General features: G+C 61.3%; 15 protein-coding genes, 1 other RNA gene and 1 pseudogene. 8 read left to right on the forward strand and 9 right to left on the reverse strand.

What is annotated here, in order from left to right:
• Nucleotides 1–4: 4 nt before the first annotated feature.
• Nucleotides 5–736 (forward strand): annotated as a pseudogene (locus tag FHK92_RS04110) (substrate-binding periplasmic protein); the annotation flags it as partial.
• Here the strand turns inward: FHK92_RS04110 and FHK92_RS04115 are convergent.
• Nucleotides 724–2,466, reverse strand: coding sequence for a putative bifunctional diguanylate cyclase/phosphodiesterase (locus FHK92_RS04115; protein ID WP_181286941.1), 1,743 nt, complete (start codon nt 2,464–2,466; stop codon nt 724–726). The pseudogene FHK92_RS04110 and the gene FHK92_RS04115 overlap by 13 nt on opposite strands.
• Before the next feature lie 339 nt (nt 2,467–2,805).
• Here FHK92_RS04115 and FHK92_RS04120 point away from each other — a divergent pair, with 339 nt between their 5' ends.
• A complete protein-coding gene (locus FHK92_RS04120) occupies nt 2,806–3,120 on the forward strand; it encodes a helix-turn-helix domain-containing protein (RefSeq protein ID WP_181286942.1) in 315 nt (104 codons plus the stop codon).
• Between the two features lie 182 nt (nt 3,121–3,302).
• Here FHK92_RS04120 and ffs read toward each other — a convergent pair.
• From ffs to FHK92_RS04150, 6 genes are all read right to left on the reverse strand, one after another.
• Nucleotides 3,303–3,399: signal recognition particle sRNA small type (gene ffs / locus FHK92_RS04125), an RNA gene on the reverse strand.
• Between the two features lie 313 nt (nt 3,400–3,712).
• Nucleotides 3,713–4,873 (reverse strand): zinc-binding metallopeptidase family protein, encoded by a 1,161-nt coding sequence (locus tag FHK92_RS04130; RefSeq protein ID WP_181286943.1) that lies wholly within the window; start codon nt 4,871–4,873, stop codon nt 3,713–3,715.
• A gap of 228 nt (nt 4,874–5,101) precedes the next feature.
• Nucleotides 5,102–7,459, reverse strand: coding sequence for an NAD-dependent DNA ligase LigA (gene ligA, locus FHK92_RS04135; protein WP_181286944.1), 2,358 nt, complete (start codon nt 7,457–7,459; stop codon nt 5,102–5,104).
• Between the two features lie 133 nt (nt 7,460–7,592).
• The gene (gene zipA, locus FHK92_RS04140) at nt 7,593–8,438 is read right to left on the reverse strand and encodes a cell division protein ZipA (RefSeq protein WP_030140882.1); all 846 of its coding nucleotides are present in this window, start codon (nt 8,436–8,438) and stop codon (nt 7,593–7,595) included.
• Nucleotides 8,439–8,695: 257 nt separating this feature from the next.
• On the reverse strand, nt 8,696–12,184 hold the full coding sequence (gene smc, locus FHK92_RS04145; protein WP_181286945.1) for a chromosome segregation protein SMC: 3,489 nt from the start codon (nt 12,182–12,184) through the stop codon (nt 8,696–8,698).
• 2 nt (nt 12,185–12,186) lie between these two features.
• Entirely contained in the window at nt 12,187–12,846 is a 660-nt protein-coding gene (locus FHK92_RS04150; protein ID WP_030140880.1) for a GntR family transcriptional regulator, read from the reverse strand.
• Between the two features lie 369 nt (nt 12,847–13,215).
• Here FHK92_RS04150 and xdhA point away from each other — a divergent pair, with 369 nt between their 5' ends.
• From xdhA to guaD, 4 genes are all read left to right on the forward strand, one after another.
• The gene (xdhA, locus tag FHK92_RS04155; protein WP_181286946.1) at nt 13,216–14,670 is read left to right on the forward strand and encodes a xanthine dehydrogenase small subunit; all 1,455 of its coding nucleotides are present in this window, start codon (nt 13,216–13,218) and stop codon (nt 14,668–14,670) included.
• A complete protein-coding gene (gene xdhB, locus FHK92_RS04160; protein ID WP_181286947.1) occupies nt 14,663–17,062 on the forward strand; it encodes a xanthine dehydrogenase molybdopterin binding subunit in 2,400 nt (799 codons plus the stop codon). Before xdhA ends, xdhB begins: the two co-directional genes overlap by 8 nt.
• Before the next feature lie 122 nt (nt 17,063–17,184).
• Nucleotides 17,185–18,021 carry a xanthine dehydrogenase accessory protein XdhC gene (xdhC, locus tag FHK92_RS04165; protein WP_181286948.1) on the forward strand — a complete coding sequence of 279 codons (837 nt, stop codon included), beginning with the start codon at nt 17,185–17,187 and terminating at the stop codon, nt 18,019–18,021.
• Nucleotides 18,022–18,041: 20 nt separating this feature from the next.
• Nucleotides 18,042–19,346: a guanine deaminase gene (guaD, locus tag FHK92_RS04170; RefSeq protein WP_181286949.1), complete on the forward strand. Its 1,305-nt coding sequence runs from the start codon at nt 18,042–18,044 to the stop codon at nt 19,344–19,346.
• Nucleotides 19,347–19,467: 121 nt separating this feature from the next.
• On the opposite strand, the gene FHK92_RS04175 is transcribed toward guaD, so the two are convergent.
• A complete protein-coding gene (locus FHK92_RS04175; RefSeq protein ID WP_030140875.1) occupies nt 19,468–20,232 on the reverse strand; it encodes a GntR family transcriptional regulator in 765 nt (254 codons plus the stop codon).
• 242 nt (nt 20,233–20,474) lie between these two features.
• Between FHK92_RS04175 and FHK92_RS04180 the strand changes: the two genes are divergently transcribed.
• The gene (locus FHK92_RS04180; RefSeq protein WP_181286950.1) at nt 20,475–21,665 is read left to right on the forward strand and encodes a benzoate/H(+) symporter BenE family transporter; all 1,191 of its coding nucleotides are present in this window, start codon (nt 20,475–20,477) and stop codon (nt 21,663–21,665) included.
• A gap of 153 nt (nt 21,666–21,818) precedes the next feature.
• Here the strand turns inward: FHK92_RS04180 and FHK92_RS04185 are convergent, their stop codons facing one another.
• Nucleotides 21,819–22,163 carry a YggL family protein gene (locus tag FHK92_RS04185; protein ID WP_181286951.1) on the reverse strand — a complete coding sequence of 115 codons (345 nt, stop codon included), beginning with the start codon at nt 22,161–22,163 and terminating at the stop codon, nt 21,819–21,821.
• 233 nt (nt 22,164–22,396) lie between these two features.
• Between FHK92_RS04185 and dacB the strand changes: the two genes are divergently transcribed.
• Nucleotides 22,397–23,863, forward strand: a complete 1,467-nt coding sequence (dacB, locus tag FHK92_RS04190) for a D-alanyl-D-alanine carboxypeptidase/D-alanyl-D-alanine endopeptidase (RefSeq protein WP_181286952.1) — start codon at nt 22,397–22,399, stop codon at nt 23,861–23,863.
• Nucleotides 23,864–23,925 lie beyond the last annotated feature (62 nt).

Here is a 23,925-nt window from a genome sequence, read left to right on the forward strand (position 1 = left end):
GTTTATGCGTTCGGCCATGGGGGCTTTGCTGTTGCTGGGAACGGGATGTTTCGCAGAAGAGGTCCCCTTGCGCTTCGCCATTACCGATGGCTGGGCCATGCCCATGGTTCAGGTCGACAGGGGCCGACCGACCCAGGGCATCTTGCCGGATATCATGACCAGCCTGGCAACCCGGGTGGGCATGCCGGCGCAATTCCACGTGCTATCCCGCGCAAGGCTCGACGGCGCCATGGAGCACGGTGAAATAGACATGCGGTGTTACGTCTCGCCTGATTGGGTAGACCACGAAACGCCCGACTACCTCTGGAGTGTCCCGCTGTTCTTTCAACGCGATGTGCTGGTCGGCTCGTCCAGCGCTCCGGAGAAAATCACTCCCGCGGCGCTGGTCCAGCAAGCGATCGGCACCGTGCTCAGCTATAGCTACCCTACTCTGCAACCTTTGTTCGACAGCGGCCATCTTCGGCGGGACGACGCCCGCAGCCAGGACCAGGTGCTGGCAAAGCTGCTGGCGGGACGTTATCACTATGCGGTCAGCAATCAATGGGCGCTGGACTGGTTCAACCAACGCCACACCGCTGACCGGCAATTACACGAAGTGGCGGTGCTCCAGGAACAGCAATTGAGCTGTTACCTGCGCAATGACCCGAAAATCCCGGTGCAACGCATTCTGCAAACTTTGCGGGAGATGAAGGCATCCGGGGAAATCGACGCAATTATCCAGCTTTATACCGGCCGCAGCGAAGAGTCGCAGGCCAGCGCCGCTTCGCTCTGGTCGCCTGGCCGGGCCTGCCATTGGGACGGTGGAATAAACGTCTTGACCCAGCCCGGTATCTGCCTGGCCGGCATCGGTCGGGCGATGAAATAACCCTGGGCGACTTCACACCCCAGCGCCAACAGGAGCTGCCCGTGCTCCAGGCTGTCCAGCCCCTCCGCGACCACCTGCCGACCAAATACCCGGGCAAGACCGATCACCGCTTCGGTCAATGCCAGATCATCCCGGTCATTGAGAATATCGCGCACGAACGTCTTGTCGATCTTGATGGTTTGCGTGCGCAGGTGCTTGAGGTCGTTGAGCGAGCAATGCCCCGTACCGAAGCCGCCCAGGGAAAAGCCTACGCCCAAGGCTTGGCACGCCTGGAGACAAGCACTGACATGCGCCAGGTTTTCCACGGCCACCGACTCGACGATCTGCAGGTCGAGCATGCGCGGCGACACCGCCGGATGTCGCTCCAGTACCCGCTGCAGCCGTTCGACGAAATCCGTCCGCTGGAAATGCCGCGCCGAAATATTGATGCTGACCGGCCAACCCGGTCCCGCCCGTTGCCATTGTTGTAGCTGGGTCAACACCTGTTCCATGACCCATTCGCCGATGTCTACGATCAGATCGGTCTCTTCCACCAACGGCAGGAATTCCCGTGGCGGCACCAGCCCACGCTGCGGATGCTTCCAGCGCAACAAAGCCTCAAGCCCGACCACTGCGCCGTCGCGCATGTTGACCTTTGGCTGAAAATGCAGCCGCAACTCATTATCGGCCAGCGCCTGCCGCACCCGCTCCACGGTCTGGTAAGTGGCCCGCACCTCCTTGTCCCTGGAAATGTCGAACAGATGGAAGCGATTGCGGCCGCTCTGCTTGGCCACGTACATCGCCTGATCGGCGTGGCGCAACAGCGTGTCGGCGTCGTCGTTGTCCCACGGAGAGAGCGTGACGCCAATGCTGGCAAAGACGTTGATGGCCTTGCCGTCGATCGCATACGGCATGGAAACCGCGATCAGGACCCGGTTCAAGGCCGCATGCAACTCGTCCATGCCGCGAACATGTCGCAACACCAGGACGAACTCATCCCCGGCCAGCCGCGCCACGACGTCTTCGCCACGCACGATGCTGCGCAGACGCCTGGCGACTTCCACCAACAACCGATCGCCGCTGGCATGGCCATATCCGTCGTTGACGGCCTTGAAGCCATCAAGGTCGAGCATGCATACGGCCAAGGGCAGGTTTTCCACCCGGGAAAACTCCAGTGCCTGGTCCAGCAGTTCGGACAAATAGGTGCGATTGGGCAAGCCGGTGAGCACGTCGTGGCCGACACGCCACTGCAAGGAATGCAGCAACCGACGCTTCTCGCTGACGTCGAAACGAATCGCCAGATAACGCTTGATCTTCCCTGTCGCTTCGTCGATTACCGGCACCAGGGTGGTATCAACCCAGTGCAATGCGCCGTCCTTGGCCCGATTACAGATCTCGCCCTTCCAGATCTTGCCCAGGGCAATGGTGCGCCACATGGCGCTGAAGAACTCACTGGGATGTTGGCCCGAGTTGAGCACGCGATGGTTTGACCCAAGCAACTCATCCCGACCGTAGCCGAACAGGCTGCAGAATTGATCATTGACGTAAGTGATGCGCCCGCTCAAATCGGTTTCGGAAAAGATCGCGGCGGCGTCAACAGCCCTGCGGTACTTCTTATCCATCGAAGCAGTCATCCATGAGTCAGGCTCGTTTGTCGCGCACGGTTGCACCGCCCCCGCAGGGGCGAAAATCAACTAGGCTCAAATACCTTGAGAAAGCTGGAGCATGGACGCTGGCGGTGCGACCTGAAAAGCTCCAGGCCCCGCCCTGTGTCGCTGCTAAAGAAGCGCGAGCCCCGGTCTTTCCTACACCCGGGCTCCTGAAGCAGGACACCAAAACACCCATGCCAAAGGCCGATTCTACGAAACACATCACATTTTGCAAAGCAAGGTGATGGAACGAGCGGTTGCCTAATGCGAAGATCTATCGTTAAGTTCTTGATTCTGAATGGGAATTAAGCGATGCGAATTTCAAGTCTGGGTCCAGCCATCAGACGCTACCGCAAAGTAGCGGGGCTCACTCAGGCTGAACTTGGCGAAAAGACCGGTTTCGACCCGAAAACCATCAGCCGCTTCGAAACCGGCGCCTACACCCCGAGCGTCGAAGCCCTGTTCCTGTTTGCCGACGCGCTGGACGTCCAGCTCAAAGCATTCTTCGCCGACATGGGCGACGAAGATGAGCAGCGGGCGTACCTGTTCAACGTCATCCACAGAGCCACGCCGAAGGACCTTGGAAAGCTGATTGCGGCGGTTGATCAGGCGTTGGCCAAGCCTTGATGCAGTGAAATAGAAGCAGGGGGCGCCAACGGCACGGCTCGGCCTCCTAGTTGGCGCTCGGCTGCCTTGTCCGCGAAAACCAGGGCAGCAGAAGGCACCGATCAGTATCGATCAGCAAAACAGCAAGAAATTTTGAGTTTGGCAAACCTTGCGAACGAAGGCCTGGAGCGTTATGGAGGCAACCCCACCAGCCACACCCCGGCACACAATGTTCCCGCTGTGGCTGCTTCCTTCCGGATCTGACCAGGTTCACGGGTAATCGTTGCGGGGGGACCGATGGGGTCACCATAACGACGCCCGCCTGACGGCGAGCCGCGCCATTGTACCTATCTGACAAGAAGTTACAACCGTTCGTGTCGTATTGAAAAAACCGAAGGTGTTCAAGGACTTGCTCCAGCAACATGTCCTTGGGATTCACGGGCATATTCGGTATGGATGCAAGCTGGCCTAGCGCATTCGCGAGCAGGCTCGCTCCCACAAGGGATCTGCGCTGGACGCCCGATTCTCGAATAGCGGAGAACCCTGTGGGAGCGAGCCTGCTCGCGAATGCGTCGGAACATCCGCCATCCTTGGCAGCCAGCTCACCACAAAACTACAACAACACCTCATCCGCCCGACCACCCTCCTCCTGGATCACCAAGTGAATGAAGTGCAGCTTGGTGATCACCGCTGCCGGCACGACGAACGGGTAGAAATCCGGCTGGCCCATGCTGCGCGACAGTTCGTTGAGCATACCGGCCAGTTCGATCCAGGCGTTGACGAATGACAGGAACGCCGTGCCACCCGCGTGCTCGGGGTCAAACAGGGTGTCGGGCGGGAACGGCTGATAGTCGAAATCCATTTCCCGCGCGCTCATGCCGAAGCCCAGCGCCGTGTCCACCGCGTCCATCATGTGCAGGTAATGAGCCCAGGTCTCGGCCCAGTCCTCCCAAGGATGCATGGTGGCGTAGGCACTGACGTAGTGGGTTTGCCAATCCAGCGGCGCGCCTTGTTGGTAGTGCCGCTCCAAAGCTTCGGAATAACTGGCGCGCTCATCGCCGAACAACGTGCGAAACGGCTCCAGCCAATGGCTGCCGGCAATCAACCGATCCCAATAGTAATGGCCGACCTCGTGGCGAAAATGCCCGAGCAAGGTGCGATACGGCTCGTGCATCTGCTGGCGCACGTGCTCGCGATGAGCATCGTCGGCTTCTTTGATATCGAGCGTGATAAGCCCGCTGGCGTGCCCGGTGGTCGGCGGTTTACCGTCGGGATCGACGCCAATGAAGTCGAATGCCAGGCCGGTACTTTCGTTAACGGTCTTGGGAATGACCGGCAAGCCGAGGGTGATCAACTGCGCAACCAGGCGGCGCTTGGCCGTTTCAACCTTGCGCCAGCGCTCAGGGTTTTCCGGGATCGACAGGTCAGGAATCGTGCGGTTCAGACTGCAGGCGATGCACAGCGTGTCGTGCCCGTTGGCGGGAAGCAGCCAGTTGCAGGCTGCAGCGGTATCGAGATTGGCGCAGCGGCGGAACAGCCCGGCCTGCGGGTCGGCATCCAAGGTCCAGGTATCAGGCTGCTCGCCAGGCTGGAGGGATGACAGGCGGCTTTGCTCCGGCTGGTAGCCCAGCGCCGCCAGGCAAGCCAGGCATTGGCTGTTGCGAAAGAACAATGACTGGCCGCAACGGCACGGCCAGACCTTGCTGTTGCGTGACCGATCACCGAGGAACGGCGCGGCGATGCGCGAGCTCAGTTGTTCGAAGAAGCGGTACATGGCGATCTCTCCCTGGAGCCTGCAAGACTAGATCACCTTAGGTTCATGATCGTTCCAAACGCCGGCTCATAGCACCGATAAACCGTGGCGAGGGAGCTTGCTCCCGCTCGGCGGCACAGCCGTCGCAAAACCGGACAATGCGGTTCATCAAGACGATTGCGTCGCGCCGATTGGGGCGGCTGCGCCACCCAGCGGGAGCAAGCTCCCTCGCCAAAAAAGCCGCGCCCCTCAGACCGGGATGCCATGGCCCTTCAGGAAATCGACGAACGCTTGTTCGTCGAGCACCTTGAGCCCCAACTCATTGGCCTTGGTCAATTTCGACCCTGCTCCCGGCCCGGCCACCACGCAGTGGGTTTTTGCCGACACGGACCCGGCGACCTTGGCCCCCAGGCTCTCCAATTTATCCTTGGCGACGTCGCGACTCATCAGCTCCAGCGAACCGGTCAGCACCCAGGTATTCCCTGCTTCGGGCAAGCCTTCGACGACTTTCTTCTCGCTCAGCCAGTGCATCCCGAAATCCTGCAGTTGCTTCTCTGCAGCCAGGGCCTGCTCGCGATTGGCGGCGACAGCGAAGAACTCGCGCACGGCGTTGGCCTGCTTTTCCGGCAGCGCCTGGCGCATATCCAGCCAGTCGGCGTTCATGACCGCTTCGAGCGACCCGAACTTGTCCGCCAGCTTCTGCGCCCCGCCCGGGCCGACCGAAGGAATGTGCAGCTTGTCGAGGAAGCCGCCGAGGGTCGTGCTGGCGGAGAATTCCGCGCCCAACTCGCCCTGGTCCTGAATTTCCAGGCCGTGGCGCAGCAGGTCCTTGATGACCTGGCGATTGTGCGCATCCTCAAAGAAGCTGTGGATTTCGTGGGCGACTTCCAGGCCCACATCTGGCAGGTACGTCAGCACTTGGGGCAACGCCGCCTGCACGCGCTCCAGCGAACCGAGGGAGCGGGCCAGGACCTTGGCGGTCTCCTCGCCCACATCGGGGATGCCGAGGGCGTAGATAAAACGCGCCAGGCTCGGCTGCTTGCTGTCGACGATGGCCGCCAGCAAGTTCTTGCTCGACAGCTCGGCGAAGCCTTCCAGGTCGACGATTTGCTCGAACGTCAGCGCATACAGGTCGGCGGGCGACCCCACCAGCCCTTCGTCCACCAATTGCTCGACACTTTTCTCGCCCAGGCCTTCGATGTCCATTGCCCGTCGCGAGACGAAATGGATGATCGCCTGCTTGAGCTGCGCGCCACAGGCCAGGCGACCGACGCAGCGGTACACCGCGCCTTCGCTGACGGTCTCGCGACCCTTGCTGCGCTTGATCAGTTGCGTACGCTCGACATGGGAACCGCAAACCGGACACTGCTGCGGCACTGCCACCGGGCGGGCGTTTTCCGGGCGGCGCTCGGTGACGACCTGCACCACCTGCGGGATCACGTCGCCGGCGCGGCGAATGATCACCGTGTCGCCGATCATCAGGCCCAGGCGCGCCACCTCGTCCATGTTGTGCAGCGTGGCATTGGCCACCGTCACGCCAGCCACCTTGACTGGCTTGAGCCGCGCCACGGGTGTGACAGCACCGGTACGGCCGACCTGGAACTCGACGTCGAGCAATTCGGTGAGTTCTTCGCTGGCGGGGAATTTATGGGCGATGGCCCAGCGCGGCTCGCGGGCACGAAAACCCAATTCGCGCTGGGAGGCGATGCTGTTGACCTTGAACACCACACCGTCGATTTCGTAGGGCAGCGAATTGCGTCGCTCGCCGATGTCGCGGTAGTAATCCAGGCATTCGTCGATACCGTGGGCCAGCTTCAGCTCACGGCTGATGGGCATGCCCCAGGCCCTGAGTTGCTTGAGATTGCCGATGTGGGTGTCGGCGATGTCCGACGTCACCTGGCCGATGCCATAGCAGCAGAATTCAAGGGGACGGTTGGCCGTGATCCTCGAGTCCAATTGGCGCAGACTGCCGGCGGCTGCGTTGCGCGGGTTGGCGAACGTCTTGCCGCCCGCTTCCAGTTGCGTGGCATTGAGGCGCTCGAAACCGGCCTTGGACATGTACACCTCGCCGCGCACTTCCAGCACCGGTGGCCAACCGCTGCCCTGCAGCTTGAGGGGAATGTTGCGCACCGTGCGCACGTTGACGCTGATGTCCTCGCCCGTGGTGCCGTCACCGCGCGTGGCACCACGCACCAGCATGCCATCCTGATACAGCAGGCTGACCGCCAGGCCATCGAGCTTCGGTTCACAACTGTATTCCACCGCCGCACCGCCGCCGAGCAAATCGCCCTGGGGCAGGTCGAGGCCTTCCGTCACGCGCCGATCGAATTCGCGCATGGTGGTTTCGTCAAACGCGTTGCCCAGGCTGAGCATCGGGATTTCATGACGTACCTGGCTGAATGCCGACAGCGCCACGCTGCCCACCCGCTGGGTCGGCGAGTCGCTGGTCACCAGTTCCGGGTGCTGCTCTTCCAGGGCTTTCAGTTCATGGAACAGGCGGTCGTATTCAGCGTCCGGGATGCTCGGTTCATCGAGAACGTGGTAGCGATAGTTATGCTGATCCAGCTCGGCGCGCAGCTCTAGGATGCGGGTTTCAACGGCGTTCATAGTGTTCTCTCATAAAGCAAAAGAGCAGCCTGGGCTGCTCATTTTTTCAAGACTTTCTTGGGAGGGTTTCGCCCTCCAGCGGGAGCAAGCTCCCTCGCCACAAAAGGCCCCAGCCATAAAGACTCTGGCGACCTCAGCGCTTCTGGGTCAGCGCACGGCGCTCGAATTCGACGATGCGCTGGCGGTAGTGCTCGATCGTCTGGGCGGTCAGCACGCTGCGCTGATCATCCTTCAATTCACCGTTGAGCTCCTGGGACAGCTTGCGCGCCGCTGCAACCATCACGTCAAAGGCCTGCTTGGGATGGCGTGGGCCTGGCAGGCCGAGGAAGAAACTCACCGCCGGGGTGCTGAAGTGGTCGATGTCATCGAGGTCGAACACACCAGGCTTGACCGCGTTGGCCATGGAGAACAACACCTCGCCATTGCCGGCCATGCTTTCGTGGCGATGGAAAATGTCCATTTCGCCAAAGCGCAGGCCGCTTTCGAGGATGTTCTGCAGCAGCGCCGGGCCCTTGAAGCCGGCCGGGTCGCGGCAGATCACGCTGATCACCAGCACTTCTTCAGCCTGGGCCTGTTCCTTGTCGGCGCTGGAAGGCTTGCTCTCGTCCGGGAAGTCGCCGTCACGACTGCTGAAGCCCGGGCCGCCATCGAGATCCAGGTTCAGGTTCAAATCGCCCTGGGACGGCTCGCTGTTGCGCTTGCCGCGCTTGGAACCCGATTCCCGTGGCTCACGCGCAGGCGCGCTCATCGACGGCAAGTCATGCTCGTCCAGCTGCGGCTCCTTGTGGGTGTCCAGCACCCGTGGCGGGCCCAGCAGTTCGGCGCTGTCATCCTCATCAGGCAGGTTAGACAGGCTGCGATCCAGGCGAAACTTGAGTTTCCCCTTGCCGCCGCGCATGCGACGCCAGCCGTCGAAAAGAATACCGGCAATGACAATGATGCCGATGACGATCAGCCACTCGCGCAGACCGATTTCCATGTAATCCCGTGCCTCTATAAAAATGCTGAAAAATAAGGGGCTTAGCTATTTGCAAACCGCTTTAAAACGTGGCGCCAACTCTATGTTCTGAATGGCGTTTTGCCCACGCATACGAAAAATTGACATTAAACTAGCACGACCAAAGATAACTTTACACCGTCTGTCGCATAGGCTTGTGCCCAATCTGTGAATTGACCATCAGCCCCAACGGTAAAAAATACCTACAGCGTTACAAGTAGAAGCCCTACAACCTGTCTTCAGGCATCCACCATCGCCATGGCTTCCTCCACATCCACCGCCACCAGTCGCGAGCAGCCGGGCTCATGCATGGTCACCCCCATCAACTGATCGGCCATCTCCATGGCGATCTTGTTGTGGGTGATATAGATGAACTGCACTGTCTCAGACATCTCCTTCACCAGCCGTGCGTAACGGCCTACGTTGGCGTCGTCCAATGGTGCATCGACTTCATCGAGCATGCAGAACGGTGCCGGGTTCAGTTTGAAGATGGCGAAGACCAGGGCCAATGCCGTCAGCGCTTTTTCACCGCCGGAGAGCAAATGAATGGTGCTGTTCTTCTTGCCGGGAGGACGCGCCATGATTGTCACCCCAGTATCGAGTAGATCTTCGCCCGTCAGTTCCAAATAGGCGCTGCCGCCACCAAAAACTTTTGGGAAAAGTGCCTGCAAACCGCCGTTGATCTGATCAAAGGTATCCTTGAAGCGGTTGCGGGTTTCCTTGTCGATCTTGCGGATGACGTTTTCCAGGGTTTCCAGCGCCTCTACCAGATCGTCGTTCTGAGCATCCAGGTAGCGCTTGCGCTCGGACTGCTGCTGGTATTCGTCGATAGCGGCCAGGTTGATCGCCCCCAGGCGCTGAATGCGCTGGGCAATGCGCTCCAGCTCTTCCTCGGCATCCTTCTCGTTCGCCCCGGCCACCAACGTTGCGAGCACCCCGTTGAGGTCGTAGCCGTCCTCCAGCAACTGGTCCTGCAAGGCCTTGCGGCGCACGGTCAGGGCTTGCCATTCCATGCGCTGCTGTTCCATCTGGCCGCGGATCAGTTGCGATTGCTGCTCGGCCTGGCTACGGCGCTTCTCGGCGTCGCGCAATTCGCGGTCGGCGTCTTCCAGGGCGATCTGCGCGGTCTTGAGTTCTTCGTCGACGCTCATGCGTTTATCGAGCAATTCTTCAAGCTTGAGGCGCAACTCTTCCAGCGGCGCCTCGCCCTCCTCCAGATTCAGGCTCAACTGTTCACGTTTTTCGGTCAGGCGCTCGGACTGCATTTCCAGGCGTTCCAAGGCCTGGCGGGTGGAATCGTATTGCGCCTTGAGCGAGCCCAGGCGTACCGCCAATTGGTGAGCATGATCCTTGTGCTGACGCGCTTCCTGGCGCACGCGGTCGAGGCGTTCACGCAGGCTGTCGCGCTGGGCCAGCAGCAATTCACGCTGCTCGGTATCCAGCGCCATCGCGTCGAGGGCTTCCTGCAATTGCAGACGCGCCTCGCCGATCTGTTCGTGTTCCAGCGCCCGCTGCTCGCCCAACTCGGCGATTTCCTCATCGAGACGGCTGCGGCGCAGGGCCAATTGTTCGACCTTCGCCTTGCCGGCCGACAGCTGCGCCTTGAGTTCGCCCTGTTGGCGCGCTTCGTCCTGCAACAAGCGACGCAAATGTTCGCGGCCGTTTTCCTGCTGACGCTGTTGCGCCCGCAGGTTCTGCAATTCGGTTTCCAGGGCTTCGACGCTGGCCTCGCGCTCTTCGCGCTCGGCGCCCAGGCGCTGGATTTCCTGGCCGCGAGCGAGCATGCCGCTCTCCGCTTCGCTGGCCCGGCGCACCCGCAGGAAATGCCGGCCGACCCAATATCCGTCACGACTGATCAGGCTTTCGCCGGCCGCCAGTTGCCCGCGCAAGGCCAAGGCCTGCTCGAGGCTGTCCACTGGCTTGACCTGCCCCAGCCAGGGCGATAGATCGACTTGGGCTTCGACTTTGTCCAACAAGCTGCCCGGCACCCGCACCCCGTCACCGGCCGGGCTGAGCAAGCGCAGATCACCTTGGCTGAAGCCAGAAAGGTCGAAGCCGGCGAAATCATCCACCAGCACCGCTTGAAGGTCGGCGCCCAGTACGGTCTCCACCGCCAACTCCCAACCGGTATCGACCTTCAGGCCTTCGGCCAATCGAGGATGCTCGGCCAGATGCTGGTCACGCAGCCATTCGGCGGTGCCGGTGCCCGGGTCCAGCGCGGCTTGCTGCAAGGCTTCCAGCGAGGCCAGGCGTCCATTGAGCCGCTGCAATTCACCCTGGGCCTGTTGCTGGTTCTGCAAGGCCAGTTGCAAGGCCTGGCGCAGTTGCTCGAGGCGTTCGACCTGGGCGTCTTCGCTGGCCTGCAAATCTTCGAGCGTGGCTTCGCTGGTGGCGAGTTGCTCGCTCAGCTCCAGGATGGCGGCATCTTCCGGGTCTGCCGCGAGCAATGCACGCTCTTCGGACTGACGCCGTTGACGCTCGGCCAGGCGCTCCATGCTGGTTTCGAGTTGCTGGATCCGCGACTGCTGGACTTCAGCCTGGCGCCGCGGCTCGGCGGAGGTCAGGTTGAAGCTGTCCCACTGCTCTTGCCAACCGTGCATGGTCAGCTCGGCTTCTTCCAGCGCTGCGGCAGCCTCTTCGGCGGCGGCGCTGGTGAGTTCCTGCTCTGGCGTGAGCCGTTCAAGCTCTTCGCCAAGGGTCAGCAATAATGTGCGGTCGTGGCCCAGGTGGGATTCGGTTTCCAGACGCGCGCGCTCGGCTTCCTTCAAGTCATCCTGCAACTGGCGCAAGCGCTGCTGACCGTGCTGGATGCTTTGTTCGACCCGGGCAATGTCACCGCCCACCGAATAGAAACGCCCTTGCACCAGATTGAAGCGTTCGGACAGGTCGTGATGCCCATCGCGCAGGCGCTCGATGGCGGCATCGGCGTTGCGTTGTTCGGCCACCAGCGCTTCGAAGCTGACTTCCTGGTTGCCGATGACCGCCTCGCGTTGGCCAACCTGCTCGTTCAACGCCTGCCAGCGCAGGGCCGACAACTGTGCCTTGAGTTGGCGCTCCTCGCCTTTGTACTCCTGGTATTTCTTCGCGGCTTCAGCCTGACGGTACAAGCGTTCGAGTTGGCGCTCGAGTTCTTCGCGAAGGTCGGTCAGGCGGGCGAGGTTTTCGTGGGTTCGACGGATGCGGTTTTCGGTCTCGCGGCGCCGCTCCTTGTATTTGGAGATACCGGCAGCTTCCTCGATGAAATTGCGTAGGTCTTCAGGCTTGGCCTCGATCAGCTTGGAGATCATGCCCTGTTCGATGATCGAATAGCTGCGTGGACCCAGGCCGGTGCCAAGGAAGATATCGGTGATATCGCGACGGCGGCACTTGGCGCCGTTGAGGAAGTAACTGTTCTGGCTGTCGCGGGTCACTTTGCGCCGAATGGAAATTTCCGCGTAGGCCGCGTACTCGCCGATCAGCGTGCCGTCAGAGTTATCGAAGACCAGCTCGATGCTCGCCTGGCTCACCGGTTTGCGACTGGTGGAGCCATTGAAGATGACGTCGGTCATCGACTCGCCGCGCAAGTTCTTGGCCGAGCTTTCGCCCATCACCCAACGCACGGCGTCGATGATGTTCGACTTGCCGCAGCCATTGGGCCCGACCACTGCCGCCATGTTGCTGGGGAAGTTCACCGTGGTCGGATCGACGAACGATTTGAACCCCGCCAGCTTGATGCACTTGAGACGCATGTTCAGGCCTTCGTCAGGGCTGAAACCACCAGATCGCAACTGCGCTGGGCGTAGGCCGTCAGCACGATGCGGATCTGCGGCAAATCACGGGCCAGCACCGCGACGAGCAGGCGCTGGAACAGGTCGAGGAATTCGCTCATTTCGGCCTTGCGCTGTTCCAAGGCCAGGAAGTAGGCGCGGCTCATGGCCGGCTGCAGGTTCTCGACGGTTTCCTGCAAGTATGGATTGTTGGCAAAGGGATACGCGGCGCGCATCACGCTGAAGCTTTCATCGACAAAGGTACGGATGTCCTGGCGCGCGTAGGCATCGTTGAGGCGCTGCTGGATCGCGACGAACGGCGCCATGTCGGCCTGTTCTTTCCACCCATGGGCCACGGCGTTGCCAAGCAGGATGTACAGCTCGCTCATCAATGCACAAAGACTGCGCACGTTGTGCTCAGTCAACTCGGTGACATGCGCCCCACGGCGCGGCAGGATCGCGATCAAATGGCGTCGTTCCAGGATCAGCAAGGCCTCGCGGACCGAACCACGGCTGACATTGAGCGCCAGCGTGACCTTTTGCTCCTGGATGCGCTCTCCCGGCTTCATTTCGCCGCGAATGATGCGCTCGGCGAGGTGATGGGCGATTTGCTCGGCGAGGCTGTCCGGGGCCTTGAACGTCATGGTTGTCCTTCAAACTCTTCGATCTGCACAAGCGGCGCAGTGTAGCGCACTCGATACGTCATGGCGCAGGGCCTCTACCGGGTTTTTGGCACGATATAAGCAAAAAAATTTGAGCCCTCTTCCTGAAACAGACCCTGTGGGAGCGAGCTTGCTCGCGATAGCGGTCTGTGAGCTTGCATCCATACTGAATGTACCGCCGTCATCGCGAGCAAGCTCGGCTCCCACAGGGTTCTACAGTGTCCATAGATCGTTGTTCATCGACCGAATGGATTTTCTTGACCTTTAAGTCAGAAAATCATTGACCGAAAAGTCAGAACTGCTAAATTCAGCCCACGTCGATACAACAATAATGAATCTGCGAGGCCTTCCGTGATCCAGTTTTTACTCAACCAGGAACTCCGTAGCGAGCACGCCCTGGACCCGAACCTGACTGTGCTCAACTATTTGCGCGAGCACGTTGGCAAACCCGGCACCAAGGAAGGCTGCGCCAGCGGCGACTGCGGTGCGTGCACGGTGGTGGTGGGCGAATTGGAAACGGACGCGGATGGTCGCGAACGCGTTCGCTACCGCAGCCTCAATTCGTGCCTGACGTTCGTTTCGTCGTTGCACGGCAAGCAATTGATCAGCGTCGAAGACCTCAAGCACAACGGCCAACTGCACAGCGTCCAGCAGGCCATGGTCGATTGCCACGGTTCGCAATGCGGTTTCTGCACGCCGGGTTTCGTCATGTCGCTGTTCGCCTTGCAGAAGAACAGCGAACAACCCGACGCTCACAAGGCCCATGAAGCGTTGGCCGGCAACCTTTGCCGCTGCACCGGCTACCGGCCGATCCTGGCCGCCGCCGAGCAGGCATGTTGCGGCAAGCAAACCGATCAGTTCGACGCCCGCGAGGCCGAAACCATTTCCCGCCTGAAAGCCATCGCGCCGACCGAAACCGGTGAACTCAACAGCGGCGACAAGCGTTGCCTGGTCCCGCTGACCGTTGCCGACCTGGCCGATCTCTACGATGCTTATCCGCAAGCGCGCCTGCTGGCCGGCGGCACCGACCTGGCCCTGGAAGTCACACAATTTCATCGCACCCTGCCGGTGATGATCTATGTGGGCAACGTCGCCGAACTCAAGCGCATCGAGCGTTTCGACGATCGCCTGGAAATCGGTGCCGCCACCCCGCTTTCCGATTGCTATGAAGCCCTGCAAGCCGAATACCCGGACTTCGGCGAACTGCTCCAGCGCTTCGCCTCGTTGCAGATCCGCAACCAGGGCACCCTGGGCGGCAATATCGGCAACGCCTCGCCGATTGGCGACTCACCGCCCTTGCTGATCGCTCTCGGCGCGCAAATCGTGCTGTGCAAAGGCCAGGTTCGTCGCACGCTGGCCCTGGAAGACTATTTCCTCGATTACCGGGTCACCGCCCGGCAGGAAAGCGAATTCATCGAAAAGATCATCGTGCCCCGGGCCAGCGCCGAGCAGGCGTTCCGCGCCTACAAGGTTTCCAAACGACTGGACGATGACATTTCCGCAGTCTGCGCGGCATTCAACCTGCGCATCGAAAACGGTGTGGTCCAAGACGCTCGTATCGCCTTCGGCGGAATGGCCGCCACACCCAAGCGCGCCAAGCATTGCGAAGCCGTCCTGATCGGTGCGCCCTGGAAAAACAGCACCGTCGAGCGCGCCTGCCTCGCCCTGGCCGAGGACTTCACACCCCTTTCGGACTTCCGCGCCAGCAAGGAATATCGCCTGCTCAGCGCCCGCAACCTGCTGCGCAAATACTTCATCGAGCTGCAAACGCCGCACATCGAGACTCGGGTGACCGCTTATGTCTAACCATCACGCCGTAGAGAAGACCCAAGCCGAACTGGCCGAACTGTTCGCCCGCGACCTCACCACCGGCGTGGGCCGCAGCGTCAAGCACGACAGCGCCGCCAAGCACGTGTCCGGCGAAGCGCAGTACATCGATGACCGCCTGGAATTCCCCAACCAGTTGCACGTCTACGCCCGGCTGTCGGACCGCGCCCACGCCAGGATCCTGCGCATCGACACCGCGCCCTGCTACGCCTTCGAAGGCGTGCGCATCGCCATTACCCACCAGGATATTCCCGGCCTGAAGGACATCGGCCCGCTGCTGCCCGGTGACCCGCTGCTGGCGATCAACGATGTGCAGTTCGTCGGCCAACCGGTGCTGGCCGTCGCGGCCAAGGACCTTGAGACTGCTCGCAAGGCAGCGATGGCGGCGATCATTGAATACGAAGACCTCGAACCGGTGCTGGACGTCGTCGAGGCGCTGCGCAAGCGGCACTTCATGCTCGACAGCCACACCCACCAGCGCGGCGATTCAGCCACCGCATTGGCGAGTGCCGAGCATCGCATCCAGGGCTCGCTGCACATCGGCGGCCAGGAACACTTTTACCTGGAAACCCAGATCTCCTCGGTGATGCCCACCGAGGACGGTGGCATGATCGTCTACTGCTCGACCCAGAACCCTACCGAAGTGCAGAAGCTGGTGGCCGAGGTATTGGGCGTATCGATGAATAAAGTCGTGGTGGACATGCGCCGCATGGGCGGAGGGTTCGGCGGCAAGGAAACCCAGGCCGCCAGCCCGGCGTGCCTGTGCGCCGTGATCGCACACCTCACCGGCCAGCCGACCAAGATGCGCCTGCCCCGCGTCGAAGACATGCTGATGACCGGCAAGCGCCACCCCTTCTACATCGAATACGACGTCGGCTTCGACAGCACCGGCCGCCTGCATGGCATCGCTCTTGAACTGGCCGGCAACTGTGGCTGCTCGCCGGACCTGTCGGCCTCGATCGTCGACCGGGCGATGTTCCATGCCGACAACGCCTATTACTTGGGCGATGCGACGATCAACGGGCACCGCTGCAAGACCAACACCGCGTCGAACACCGCCTATCGGGGCTTCGGCGGGCCTCAAGGCATGGTCGCCATCGAGGAAGTGATGGACGCCATCGCACGGCACTTGGGGCTCGATCCGCTGGCGGTGCGCAAGGCCAACTATTACGGCAAGACCGAGCGCAACGTCACGCATTACTACCAGACCGTCGAGCACAACATGCTCGAAGAGATGACCGCCGAGCTTGAACAAAGCAGCCAATATGCCGAGCGCCGCGAAGCGATCCGCCGCTACAACGCCAACAGCCCGATCCTCAAAAAGGGCTTGGCGCTGACGCCCGTGAAGTTCGGCATCTCGTTCACCGCCAGCTTCCTCAACCAGGCCGGGGCGCTGATACACGTCTACACCGACGGCAGCATCCACCTCAACCATGGCGGCACGGAAATGGGCCAGGGCCTGAACACCAAGGTCGCCCAAGTGGTGGCCGAGGTGTTCCAGGTGGAAATGGACCGCGTACAGATCACCGCGACCAACACCGACAAAGTCCCGAACACCTCGCCGACCGCGGCATCGAGCGGTGCCGACCTGAACGGCAAGGCCGCGCAGAATGCCGCCGAAACCATCAAGCGACGCCTGGTGGAGTTCGCCGCGCGGCAGTACAAAGTCAGCGAAGAAGACGTGGAATTCCACAACGGCCACGTGCGGGTGCGCGATCACATCCTGAGCTTCGAGGCACTGGTGCAGCAGGCGTATTTCGCCCAGGTCTCGCTGTCGAGCACCGGCTTCTACAAGACCCCTAAAATCTACTACGACCGCAGCCAGGCCCGTGGCCGGCCGTTCTATTACTACGCCTATGGCGCGGCGTGTGCCGAGGTGATCGTCGACACCCTCACCGGCGAGTACAAGATGCTGCGCACCGACATCCTCCACGACGTCGGCGCCTCGCTGAACCCGGCCATCGACGTCGGCCAGGTGGAGGGCGGCTTCATCCAGGGCATGGGCTGGCTGACCATGGAAGAACTGGTGTGGAACGACAAGGGCAAGCTGATGACCAATGGCCCGGCCAGCTACAAGATTCCCGCCGTCGCTGACATGCCTTTGGATTTGCGGGTCAAGTTGGTGGAAAACCGCAAGAACCCCGAAGACACAGTGTTCCATTCCAAAGCCGTGGGCGAACCGCCGTTCATGCTCGGCATCGCCGCGTGGTGCGCCATCAAGGACGCCGTGGCGAGCCTGGGGGATTACCGGCATCAACCAAGAATCGACGCGCCGGCGACGCCGGAGCGGGTGTTGTGGGGGTGTGAGCAGATGCGTCAGTTGAAGACTGTGGAACCTGAGCAAGTTGAGGCCGAGTTGGCTCCGCTTTAGGACCGCAGCGCCGCTTTCGCGAGCAAGCTCGCTCCCACAGGGGATTGTGAACACCGACCCTATGTGGGAGCGAGCTTGCTCGCGATGAGGCCGGAACAGACAACAGAGATGTCGAGGTGAATATGTACAACTGGATCAGCGCCCTCGCCGACCTGCAAACCCGCGGTGAACCGTGCGTGCTGGTGACAATCATCGAAGAGCTCGGCTCCACCCCGCGCAACGCCGGTTCGAAGATGGTCATCAGCGCCAGCCAGACGTTCGACACCATCGGTGGCGGGCACCTGGAATACAAGGCCATGGAGATCGCTCGGCAGATGCTCGCCAGCGGCCAGCAGAATACCCACCTGGAGCGCTTCAGCCTCGGCGCCAGCCTCGGCCAGTGCTGCGGCGGTGTCACCGTGCTGCTGTTCGAACCCATGGGCCAGGTCCAAGCGCAAATCGCCGTGTTCGGCGCCGGCCACGTCGGCCGCGCCCTGGTGCCGTTGCTGGCGAGCCTGCCGTGCCGGGTGCGCTGGATTGATTCGCGGGAAGCAGAGTTCCCGGAACACCTGTCCCACGGTGTGCAAAAAATCGTGACCGAAGAACCGCTGGATGAAGTCGATGAGTTGCCCGCCGGCAGCTACTGCATCGTCATGACCCACAACCATCAGCTCGACCTGGAACTGAGCGCCGCGATCCTCAAGCGCAACGACTTCGCCTACTTCGGCCTGATCGGCTCGAAGACCAAACGGGTCAAGTTCGAGCATCGGCTGCGTGATCGCGGTTTCGACAGCGGCACCCTGCAACGCATGCGTTGCCCGATGGGCATCGGCGAAGTCAAAGGCAAGCTGCCTGTGGAAATCGCCATCTCCATCGCCGGCGAAATCATCGCCACCTATAACGCGGACTTCGGCCAGCACACCTCGCGCGCCGAACCCATTGCCAAGTTGCTGCCGGTTTCGCGCCGCAGCCAGCGTTAATCCTTTTATCGAGACAGACCATGCCCCTGACACGCAAAGCCTACCGCGCCGCCCTGCTCCACAGCCTCGCCGACCCGGCCGAGGTGGGTATCGAGGCGTCCTATGAATACTTCGAGGACGGCCTGCTGGTGGTGGAAAACGGCCAGATCAGCGCCATCGGCCACGCCAGCGACTTGCTGCCGACCCTGGCGGCGGATATCGAAATCCACCATTACCCGGACGCGTTGATCACACCCGGTTTGATCGATACCCACATCCATCTGCCGCAAACCGGCATGGTCGGCGCCTACGGCGAACAACTGCTGGATTGGCTGAACACCTACACCTTCCCCTGCGAAAGCCAGTTCGCCGACAAGGCCCACGCCGAGGCGGTGGCGGATATTTTCATCAAGGAACTGTTGCGCAACGGCACCACCACCGCCCTGGTATTTGGCAGCGTGCACCCGCAATCGGTGAATGCGTTTTTCGAAGTGGCCGAGAAACTCGACCTGCGGATGATCGCCGGCAAGGTGATGATGGACCGCAACGCCCCCGACTATCTGGTCGATACCGCCGAATCCAGCTACTCCGAAAGCAAGGCGCTGATCGAGCGCTGGCATGGCAAGGGCCGTCTGCACTACGCCGTGACGCCGCGCTTCGCACCAACGAGCACCCCGGAGCAACTGACCCTGGCCGGCCAATTACTCAGCGAATACCCGGACCTGTACATGCAGACCCACATCAGCGAGAACCTGCAGGAAGTGCAATGGGTCAAGGAGTTGTTTCCGGAGCGCAAGGGTTACCTGGACGTCTACGATCATTACCAATTACTCGGCGAACGCTCGGTGTTCGCCCACGGCGTTCACCTGTGCGACGACGAATGCGCGCGCCTGGCTCAGACCGGTTCGGCCATCGCTTTCTGCCCAACCTCGAATTTTTTCCTAGGCAGCGGGCTGTTCAACCTGCCAATGGCCGAAAAGCACAAAGTGAACGTAGGGCTGGGGACGGACGTGGGAGGCGGCACCAGTTTCTCGCTGCTGCAAACCTTGAACGAAGCGTACAAGGTCATGCAGTTGCAAGGCGCGCGGCTGAGTCCATTCAAATCGCTGTACCTGGCTACCCTCGGCGGCGCGCGGGCCTTGCGCCTTGAGGATAAGATCGGGACGTTGCAGCCGGGGACGGATGCGGATTTCCTGGTGCTGGACTACAACGCCACGCCGCTGTTGAGCTATCGCCTCCAGCAGGCCAAGGACATTGCCGAGCGGTTGTTCGTGCTGATGACGCTGGGGGATGATCGGACGGTTGCGCAGACTTACGCGGCGGGTCGGTTGGTGCACCAGCGGTAGGTTGTATTGCCTGCCAGGACGCTATCGCGAGCAAGCTCGCTCCCACAGTGGATTTGTGGTGTACACATAACCCCTGTGGGAGCGAGCTTGCTCGCGATTGGCGGTATGACTGGTTCAACGATCAGAGCTTGGCAGGCGTACGCCCCGGCTTCTTGCTCTGCAACAGATGCGAGAACACCGCATGCAAGTCGTCCGACGCGCTTTCCTCGTCGAGGTTGAGCTTGCTGTCGATGTGGTCCATGTGATGCATCATCAGGTCCACCGCCAGCTTGGCGTCGCGCGCCTCGATGGCGTCGATCAGTTGGGTGTGTTCGTCATAGGAACAGTGGGATCGGTTGCCGCTTTCGTACTGGGCGATGATCAACGAGGTCTGGGACACCAGGCTGCGCTGGAAGCTGATCAGCGGAGCATTCTTCGCCGCCTCGGCGAGCTTCAAGTGGAACTCGCCCGACAACCGGATGCCGGCGCCACGATCGCCGCGCGAGAAACTGTCGCGCTCGTCGCTGACCATCTGCCGCAGTTCGGCAAGCTGCTCGGCGGTGGCGTGCTGGACCGCCAGTTCCGTGATTGCCTTCTCCACCATGCGCCGGGCGAAAAATACCTGGCGGGCCTCTTCGACACTCGGGCTCGCCACTACGGCGCCGCGATTGGGCCGCAACAGCACCACCCCTTCATGGGCCAGGCGCGACAGCGCGCGGCGAATGATGGTGCGGCTGACCCCGAAAATCTCCCCAAGTGCCTCTTCGCTCAATTTGGTACCGGGCGCCAGGCGCTGTTCGAGGATGGCCTCGAAAATGTGCGCATAGACAATGTCGTCCTGGGTTCCGCTGCGGCCGGCTTTGCCTGCTCGCGGTTGTTTCTTGAGGGGCTGCAACTGTTCGTTCATGGGCACTCGAGTCGGGAGAACTGCGGCGATTTAACCGTGACTGTAATACGGCACAGCGGGTCGCTGGCAAGTATCGCGTAAAAAACACGGCGATTGTACACAACCTCTGATGGCAACACGACTGTACGGCTCTTTGCGGGCATGGCTGTATTGCAATCGACTACGGTGTTGAGTTTAGGCTTAAACCCGAAACCTGTGGCCCACCAAGGCCAGCCAATCTACAACAAGGATCACCGCCCACCATGACCGAAGTCACGACCGCGCCACTTCGTCCATTGGCCGATACGTCGCCCTCGGCCATCGTCGCCGGGTTCATCGCCATGATGACCGGCTACACCAGTTCCCTGGTGCTGATGTTCCAGGCCGGGCAAGCGGCGGGCCTGACCAGCGGGCAGATTTCCTCGTGGATCTGGGCGATCTCCATCGGCATGGCCGTGTGTTCCATTGGCCTGTCGCTGCGCTACCGCACGCCGATCACCATCGCCTGGTCGACCCCGGGCGCTGCGTTGTTGATCACCAGCCTGGGCGGCGTGAGTTATGGCGAGGCCATCGGTGCCTATATAACGTGCGCGGTGTTGGTGACGATCTGCGGCCTGACCGGCAGTTTCGAGCGCCTGGTCAAGCGCATTCCGGCCTCGCTGGCGGCGGCGTTGCTGGCGGGCATCCTGTTCAAGATCGGCAGCGAAATATGCGTCGCCACCCAGCACCGCACCGGCCTCGTGCTGGGCATGTTCTTCACCTACCTGATCGTCAAGCGCCTGTCGCCGCGTTATGCGGTCCTGGCGGCGTTGCTGGTCGGCACCGCGCTGTCGGGCCTGTTGGGACTCTTGGATTTCAGCGGTTTCGCCCTGGAAGTCGCGACACCGGTCTGGACCACGCCGCACTTTTCCCTGGCAGCCACCATCAGCATCGGCATTCCGCTGTTCGTGGTGGCGATGACCTCTCAGAACATGCCCGGCATTGCCGTACTGCGGGCAGACGGCTACAACGTACCGGCCTCGCCGTTGATCACCAGCACCGGCATCGCCTCGCTGCTGCTGGCGCCGTTCGGCTCCCACGGCATCAACCTGGCGGCGATCAGTGCTGCGATCTGCACCGGGCCGCATGCCCATGAAGATCGCAACAAGCGCTACACGGCCGCGGTGTGGTGCGGGATTTTCTATGGGATTGCCGGAGTGTTCGGCGCAACGCTGGCGGCACTGTTCGCGGCGCTGCCCAAGGAACTGGTGTTGTCCATCGCGGCCCTGGCGCTGTTCGGGTCGATCATCAACGGTTTGAGCATCGCCATGAGCGAAGTGAAGGAGCGGGAGGCGGCGCTGGTCACCTTCATGGTCACGGCGTCGGGGCTGACGCTGTTTTCCATCGGTTCGGCGTTCTGGGGGATCGTGGCGGGGGTATTGACGTTGTTGATCCTGAATTGGCGCAATGCCTGAAAGCATCGCGAGCAAGCTCGCTCCCACAGGGGTTTTGCGTCGTTCAAATAACCTGTGGGAGCGAGCTTGCTCGCGATAGCGGCCTGATAGACGGCAAAAAATCCAGGCACAAAAAAACCGGCACCTGTAAAGGTTGCCGGTTTTTCTACACCATCAAGCCTTAGCGTTGATCGGCTTTTCCGGGTACCACACGTCCAGCAACGGGCTGACTTCGACGCTGGTCAGCTCAGGACGGGCCTTGAGCCAGGCTTCAACGGCAGCGCGCTGCTCTTCGGTCACCGAGCCACGCTTCTGCAGGCAAACCAGGCCGTAGTCGTCACCGCCGACATAGCCCAGGCCATTGGCTTCCATGGCTTCTTTCAGGAAAGCGTCGAGGAAAGCGTCAATAGCCTCATCAGCCAGATCTTCTTTGAAATCCAGGTTCAGTTCGAAACCCAGCTCTTGAAATTCATCCACGCACAGTTTTTTGCGCAGACGCTGGGAACGGTTAGTCGCCATTGGAACAATCCTCATAAGTAATAACGGCCGGCACTTTACCAGTTTGGTGCGTCGATTGCCCGACTCATCGGGCCTGTCGGGCTACCGCCGGTAAAAAAATACCGCTTCGACGGGCTTGGGCACGGCACAAGCCGTTACGCCTTGGGGCATAATGCCGAACTTTCATGACCGTTGAGGGCGTTCATTTTCATGTCCTCGTCTTTTTTCCCCTCGCCTGCAGGGTTTTACTTCACATGATCAAATCTTTGCGTCCATTGCTCCTGGCCAGCCTTCTTCTTCCCCTGGCCCTCCCCGCCACCACCAGCGCCGCCACAATCAACACCGCCCTGTCGCCGAATGTGCAAAAGGCTCTCAAGAACAGCAAGCTGCAAGACAACGCCTTGTCCCTGGTCATGGTGCCGCTCGATGGTCCCGGCACGCCGACGCTATACAACGCCGATGTTTCCGTGAACCCGGCGTCCACCATGAAATTGGTCACGACCTACGCTGCTTTGGAGATGCTCGGGCCGAACCACCAGTGGAAAACCGAGTTCTATACCGACGGGACGCTCAGCGGTGGCATCCTCAACGGCAACCTGTACCTCAAGGGCGGCGGCGACCCGAAGCTGAACATGGAAAAGCTCTGGCTGTTGATGCGCGATTTACGGGCCAACGGCGTGCAGCAGGTCACCGGAGACCTGGTGCTGGATCGCAGTTTTTTCATCCAGCCCCAATTGCCTGAGTTCAACGACGACGGCAACGACGAGAACAAACCCTTCCTGGTCAAGCCCGACTCGCTGCTGGTCAACCTCAAGGCCCTGCGCTTCGTCGCCCGCAATGATGGCGGCCGGGTGCTGGTATCGGTCGAGCCGCCGATCGCCAGCATCCGCATCGAAAACGTGGTCAAGGCCGTCAACGGCAAGCAATGCGCCGGCGGCGTTCGCTACAACCCGGTGGCGAACGCCGATGGCAGCATGACCGTTACCGTCAGTGGCCAACTCGGCGACGGATGCAGCTCCCAGACCTACCTGTCATTGCTCGATCACGCCACCTACACCGCTGGTGCCGTGCGGGCAATCTGGAAAGAGCTGGGCGGCAGCATCCAGGGCAACGATCGCCTGGCCGCGACCCCGGGCAACGCCAAATTGCTTGCCCGGGCGTTTTCGCCGGACTTGGCGGAGATCATTCGCGACATCAACAAATACAGTAACAACACCATGGCCCAGCAACTGTTCCTCAGCCTGGGCGCGCAGTTTCGCAACGAGGCCGACGGTGACGACGCCAAGGCTGCGCAGCGGGTGGTACGCCAGTGGCTGGCCAAGAAAGGCATCACCGCGCCGCACCTGGTGATGGAAAACGGCTCGGGCCTGTCCCGCGCCGAACGGGTCAGCGCCCGGGAAATGGCGGCGATGCTGCAGGCGGCATGGCACAGTCCGTATGCGGCGGAATACATCAGCTCGATGCCTATCGCCGGCACCGACGGCACCATGCGCAAGCGTCTCAAGACCACCGCCATGGCCGGCGAAGCCCACATCAAGACCGGCACGCTGAACACCGTCCGAGCCATCGCCGGCTTCAGCCGCGACATCAACGGCAACACCTGGGCGGTCGTGGCGATCCTCAACGATCCGAAGCCATGGGGCGCCTCTTCGGTGCTGGACCAGGTATTGCTCGACCTGTATCGCCAGCCGAAGCTCCCGCAGGCGGCTTCGGTGCTCTGAGCCGGAGCGACATGACATCAAATGTGGGAGCGAGCTTGCTCGCGATTCGGTAGATCAGCAGA

Source organism: Pseudomonas brassicacearum subsp. neoaurantiaca, from assembly GCF_013608025.1.
GTDB lineage: Bacteria > Pseudomonadota > Gammaproteobacteria > Pseudomonadales > Pseudomonadaceae > Aquipseudomonas.